This window comes from Candidatus Cloacimonas sp. (assembly GCA_039680785.1).
GTDB lineage: Bacteria > Cloacimonadota > Cloacimonadia > Cloacimonadales > Cloacimonadaceae > Cloacimonas.
The window spans coordinates 1-6570 of the sequence record JBDKSF010000047.1 but is presented as its reverse complement, the minus strand read 5'-3'; the positions used below and the strand labels follow the sequence as shown (position 1 = coordinate 6570).

The 6570-nt window shown below is 42.2% G+C and carries 4 protein-coding genes; all 4 read right to left on the bottom strand.

From position 1 onward, the window contains the following. On the bottom strand, positions 1–246 hold a 246-nt coding region (locus ABFC98_03260), incomplete at its 3' end, for a hypothetical protein (GenBank protein ID MEN6445046.1). Positions 247–789: 543 nt separating this feature from the next. Next, positions 790–2529: an RNA polymerase sigma factor RpoD gene (gene rpoD, locus ABFC98_03255; protein MEN6445045.1), complete on the bottom strand. Its 1740-nt coding sequence runs from the start codon at positions 2527–2529 to the stop codon at positions 790–792. A 21-nt stretch (positions 2530–2550) separates the two neighbouring features. Then, complete coding sequence (gene dnaG, locus ABFC98_03250) at positions 2551–4278, bottom strand: DNA primase (protein ID MEN6445044.1); 1728 nt, start codon at positions 4276–4278, stop codon at positions 2551–2553. 334 nt (positions 4279–4612) lie between these two features. Next, positions 4613–6570: Smr/MutS family protein (locus ABFC98_03245; GenBank protein MEN6445043.1), on the bottom strand; the 1958-nt coding region annotated here is incomplete at its 5' end.

The window sequence follows — 6570 nt, the reverse complement described above, 5'->3', positions numbered from 1 at the left end:
TGTGAGAGTATATTTTACAGGAAGAACGGCGTCCACCTGTACCTGGCAATATTTTTGTACCGGCGCTCGCTGTAGCGCCGAAAAAATAAGGCGGAACGGCGTCCACCTGTACTTGGCACCGCAAAAGGTACTTTTTTTAAAGGAAGAACGATATCCTGTCGTTCCCCTAACAACTGAGTTAAACAGTTCCCGCTTAATTTTAGGGAAGCTTGATATTTTTTTGTTGTGGGTTGACCAGGAGGTCAACCCTCCTTTATTTATCGACGGGTTAAAACCCGTCGCTAATACCTGTCGTCCCGCTGGGACTTTTTTATCATTGTTTCAATGCAACGGGTTAAAAACCCGTCGTTAGTATGTATCGTTCCTAACGGAACTTTTTTCCTTATATGTCTTTCTTTTCGAGGGGCTTACGCCCCATCGCTATGATTGTGTCGCCCACAAGGGGCTTTTGGGGAAATTAGTGTTTTAACAATCCCCAAAATCTCTATAATCCTGTTCATCCCAGACCTATTATCCTCTTAAATCTGGGGAATCTATGAGAGAATATTTTTTTGCGGCGGAACGGCGTCCTCCGGCTACACTTTTTTGCGGCGGAACGGCGTCCGCCGGCTACACTCTTTCAGGAAGGACGATATCCTGTCGTTTCCCTTACAGCCAAGTTATGCAGTTCCCGCTTTATTCTGTGATAGCTTAATAGTTTGTTTGTTGTGGGTTGACCAGGAGGTCAACCCTCCTTTATTTATCGACGGGTTAAAACCCGTCGTTAATACCTGTCGTCCCGCTGGGACTTTATTTCACATGGAAGTTATCCAAAAACTGTTGCAAAACAGCGGAGCGGGAAGGATGGCGCAATTTTTTAAGGGCTTTTTCTTCAATTTGGCGAATGCGTTCGCGGGTCACTTGAAAAATATTGCCCACTTCTTCCAGGGTTCTATGATAGCCATCATCAATGCCAAAGCGCAGGCGGATAACTCTTTCCTCGCGCGGGGTTAGGGTTTTTAGAACTTCATCCACTTGTTTTTTCAGCAGGGAGCGTTCAGCCAGGCGTTCGGGAGAAATGATGGTTCTATCTTCGATAAAATCGCCCAGAATGCTATCTTCGCTATCGTGGCCAATGGGTTTATCCAACGAGACGGGTTCTTTGCTGATAGACATAATGTTTTTGATTTTTTCCACGGGGATATCCAGAACTTCGGAAATTTCTTCCGGATAGGGATCGCGTCCCAGTTTTTGCACCAAGCGACGGCTGGTTCTATTGATTTTATTGATGGATTCAATCATATGGACTGGGATGCGAATGGTTCTTGCCTGGTCTGCAATGGCTCTGGTGATTGCTTGGCGAATCCACCAGGTAGCGTAAGTGCTGAATTTATAGCCCTTGCGGTAATCGTATTTTTCCACGGCGCGCATCAGTCCGGTGTTTCCTTCCTGAATGAGGTCCAGAAATTCCAGTCCCCGGTTGTTATAATGTTTGGCGATGCTGATTACGAGGCGGACATTTGCCTCAATCATTTCGTTTTGGGCTTTTTCTTTATTGCGTTCGGCGCGGTCAATTTCGCGCAGCAAGAAAATTAGTTCGTTGCCGGTCATTTTAGTTTCCAGTTCAACGCGGCGGATTTTTCGGCGGGCGTTTTTAATTTTGCGTAGGGTTTCTACAAAGACATTGGGGTCAATTCCCGTTTCGTCCAGCACTTCTTGAAAGTCCTCATCGCTTTTTTTGGCGCGGCGTCCATACATACAAATTTCGTCTATGGTGAAGCGTTTGATGCGGGTTAAGTTATTGATGCTATGATAGCTTTCTTCGATGCGTTCAACGAGGGAGCGGATGCGGTAAACCATTCGTTTAATCAGTTTATCGTTATAGGAAAGTTGCATAAAGGTATTAACGATTTGATTGCGGATTTCGTCAATTTCTTCTTGGCGGCTGGCAGTGCCGGTGTCATCAAAATCGCAATTATCCAGGATGTTTCCTACTTTTTCAAATTTTGACTCGTTTTCTTTGAGGATTTCTTTGAAGGAATCGATAATTTTGGCGTCCTGATTTTTATCTATCCAGGTGCTGATATCCACTTTAAAAATTTGGTCTAAGCGGACTCTTCTTTCTCTGTAGCGATGCAGGAAGTTATACATTTCGCGTAAGGTGCTGCCGCATTTAAAGACATTCTGGTTAATCATTTTTTGATAGGTCTCTATCTTTTTGGCTACACGCACTTCGCCTTCTCTATCCAGCAAGGGAACGCGTCCCATTTCTCTTAAATACATTCGCACTGGATCGTCATAATAGCGTTTACTTTTGAATTTTTTTGGAGAAGTGGGTTTACGAATAGCTGCTCCGCCTTTGGTGATGCGTTTTTCGGTTTCGTCTATAATTTCAATTCCATCCTGAGACAAATCAAAGATGATATCATCCACTTTATCAAGGAAGAAAGGGTTGCTGGGTAGAATATCGTTTATTTGCTTAAAAGTAATATAGCCGGATTCTTTACCCAAATCCACCAGTTTTTTTAAACATTCATTATAAGTAATCATCAATGCTCCTTCCTGTGTCCTTCAATAGAGGACTTTGTTCACGACCTTCCTGGTCATACGCCGATACTTTATAGCCAGCTTTTCTTTCTCTTTGAGGAGTTCCAGATTTTGCGGGTCTTTGCTAATGGCGCTATCCAATTCTTCCAAATCGTGTTGGACTTTGCGGATACATAAGCCATTTAGACAATCTTCAAAGCGCAAGGGCTGTAAATCCTCAAACAGAAGTTCAGCTAAGCATTCCTTTATTTCATTATTATCCAAGTTATCAAGCAAGGCAGCTGGTTCCCAAGGTTCTGCCTGCATATTTTTCTCTACCAGAAATCTATATAACTCCCGATAGCGTTTATTATTAAAATAACTCAAATCCAGTTCTTTGGCAAGTAATTTATACGAATCGTAATCCTTCAACGCTAAAACAAGAACACTTCGTTCTTCGAAGATATCGTTTTGAGGGACTACTTTTGTGGTTGAGTCCGGCTGGGGAACGGAAAAAGAACCCCGGCTATGTAATTTGCTGTTTAAGGCACCTTCCGTAATGCCAAAGGCAGCGGAGACATCTTTCAGCAGCAATTCTCTTTTTACTTGGTCTTTCAGCATCCGCAAGGCATCCAAAATCAGTTCGATTCTTTCTGCGGTCGGCTGTTCAGGACGCGCATCCGTAGCCAAGAAGTTTATAAGCGGAACTGCTTTATTTATAATATTCTGCATTGCTTTACTGCCTTGTTTTAGAATCAACGAATCGGGATCTTCACTTTCCGGGAGAATAGCCACATTTGCTTCCATTCCTCTGCTTAAACATAAAAGTCCAGCACGAACTGCAGCTTTAATACCGGCAGCATCACCGTCATATAATATAATAACGCGATTGCAAAAACGAGCCAGTAAATAAATTTGCTCTTCCGTCAAGGAGGTTCCCAAACTGGCTACGGAATTGGTAAAACCATTGGTATAGAGCCGCAGAAAATCAAAATAGCCCTCACAGATAATAGCCGTGTTGGCTTTGCTGATGTTGTATTTGGTTTTATAAATGCCGTAGAGCTCTTTTCCCTTGGTGTAAAGCTCCGTGCCAGGAGAATTTATGTATTTACCTACGCCAGCTTTGGGCTCTATAATGCGTCCCCCGAAAGCGATAACTTCACCTAAACTATTGTGAATGGGAAACATCAAGCGGTCTTTAAAGAGATCTGATAAGCCACCGGAATAATTGGCAAAAAGCCCGGAATCCTTTAGAAGAGAAACGCTGTAGCCCTCTTTCAGCAGATGGTTCAAAAGTGCCTTTTCGCTATTTAAAGCATAACCGAGCTGAAGCTCTTTGGCAGTTTCCGGAGCAAAAGAACGCTGCTTTAGATAGTCCAAAACATCCTGTCCATAAGCAAAAAGGGACTCGGTGAAAAAATCCGTGGCACTTCTATAAACGGTTAAGAGCTGTTCGCGTTTGGTATTTACTACCTTGGTCTTTTCGTAATCTGGAATTTGTATGCCGGCACGCTGCGCTAATTTTTTAACCGCTTCAATAAAACTAACCTTTTCAAAATCAGTTACAAAACCGATGACATTGCCGGCTTTACCACAAGCGAAGCATTTGTAAATCTGCTTGGGCTGGCTTACATACAGCGAGGGCTTGGTGTCATTATGAAAAGGGCATAAACCGCGATAGTTGCTTCCCACCCTTTTCAAGGGTATGTAACCTTGAATGACATCTACGATGTCGTTTGCACGGCGGATTTGGTCAATTAAGTTTTGGTCCATATCTTTTTCTCTTTTTTGCAGTCAAGTTCTTAAGTTCCCTATTAATTATAGGTAACTATATAAATATCTTGTTGTGGGTTGACCAGGAGGTCAACCTTCCAGCAGGAAGAACGATGTCTTCATCGTTCACCTAACAGCCAAGTTCTTAAGTTTCCTATTACTTATAGGTAACAATACAAATATCTTGTTGTGGGTTGACCAGGAGGTCAACCTTCCAGCAGGAAGAACGATGTCCTCATCGTTCCCCTAAAAGCCAAGTTCTTAAGTTCCCTATTAATTATAGGTAACAATACAAATATCTTGTTGTGGGTTGACCAGGAGGTCAACCTTCCTGTTATATACTAACGATTGTAACTCCGCTTCCACCTTCGCTGCTACCGGGAGTCCCAATACTTTTTACTTGTTTTTTCTTTTTCAGATAGTCACGAACTTTGGTTCTTAAAACGCCGGTTCCTTTGCCGTGCACAATTCTTAACGAATGCAATCCAGCTAAAGTGGCGTCATCCAGAAATTCATCTATCAGGGGTTTTGCTTCGTCAAAAGTAAGCCCCAGAATTTTCAGTTCAAATTTTGCTTTGGGGGTGACATTGGTTTTCACCTTAGGTTCGGTTTTTATTTCGGAAACCGGAGCTAATGTCTTATAAAGCGTGCTGACCGGTGTTTTAAAAGTGATTCCGTTCATATCCACTTTTGCCTGTTCACCCTCGATAGCCAAAATAATTGCCTCAGTATCAAAATTGGAAAGCCAAACCTTCATTCCGGGTTGTGGATTTTCGATGGGCAAATTATCGGAAAGGGTATTCTTGGCAAGTTCTTTCTGAATCTCGTTGGTCTTGCTTTCTATATTAAGCAATTTATGTTCCGAAAATGTTTTACGCTCCTGTTTGGAAAGGGTTTTCAGTTCATTTAACTCTTTCTGGTATATTTTCTGCTGGTTAATCAATTCCTGTTGCAATTCCTTTAAGTAGTTCTGGCGTAGCGTTTTTACTTCTTTTTCCCAGTTCTGTTCTTTTACTGTCAATTCTTGTAGTTTGCTTTCCAGCAGGCGGGTTTTGAGTTCGTTTTGATAGGTGGAAATACTATAATTCTTTTTTTCTTCCTGCATTTTTTTCAGTAGTTCGGTAAATTGTACATTTTGGTTACCGGCAAGTTCTTTGGCTCTTTCAATTAAAGTTGGTTCAATTCCCAGTGAGGCAGCAACTTCAATGGCAAAGCTGTCTCCTGGATAACCGGCAATGAATTTATAAGTGGGCTGCAGATTTTTAGTATCGAATTGCATTGAAGCGTTCAAACAACCGGGATGCTGTTCGGCAAATATTTTCAGAGCGGTATAGTGGGTGGTTACGATAGTTGGACAGCCCAGCTGAAGATATTTTTCCAGAATTGCCTGAGCCAAAGCAGAACCTTGTTGAGGATCGGTTGCGGCTCCAATTTCATCTATCAAGATTAAGGTTTGGGGATTGGCAAACTGCAGCATTTTGCCGATTTTTTCCAGATGAGCGGAAAAAGTGGAGAGCGCATTTTCGATGGACTGATCATCTCCAATATCGGCAAAAACATTACTGAAAAAGCCGATTTCGCTATCTTCGTCGGCAGGAACGGGAAGCCCAGACAAAGCCATCAATGTAATTAAGCCAACTGCTTTTAACAGAACGGTTTTGCCACCGGTATTGGGTCCGCTTAAAACAATAATTTTATGCTTTTGATCAAGTTTTAGATCAAAGGGAATCACTTTGTTAGGATTGCCTAAACGCAAGATCAACAAAGGATGTTTTGCCGATTTTAGTGATAAACAGGGTTGATCGATCATAACGGGGATTTTTGCTTTGAGGGTATTGCAAAGGCGTCCGCAAGCAAAACGAAAGTCCAGAAAAGCCAGTATTTCCTGATTTTGCAAAATACCTTTCCGCTTGGTTTTGATGGCAGCGGTGTATTCTGTAAAAATGCGGAAAATTTCCTGCTTTTCTTGTTGCTTGATAAGCTGGAGTTCATTATTGAGCGGAACAACAGCTATTGGCTCTATAAAAACGGTGGATTTGCTTCCGGATTGACTTTGCACGATGCCGTTTACAAAAGGGACGGCACTTTCTTTAACAGGTAAAACATAACGGTCTTCTCGCTGGGTAACGAATTTATCTTGTAGATAGCGATCTATGCTGCTATCAGTTAAAAGTGATTGCATTGTCTTTTGAATCTGCATTCGTAATGTATTTATGCGTTTACGAATACCCGAAAGTTCTTTGGAGGCGCTATCCAAAATCTCGCCGTCAGGATCGAATATTTGCAGAAATC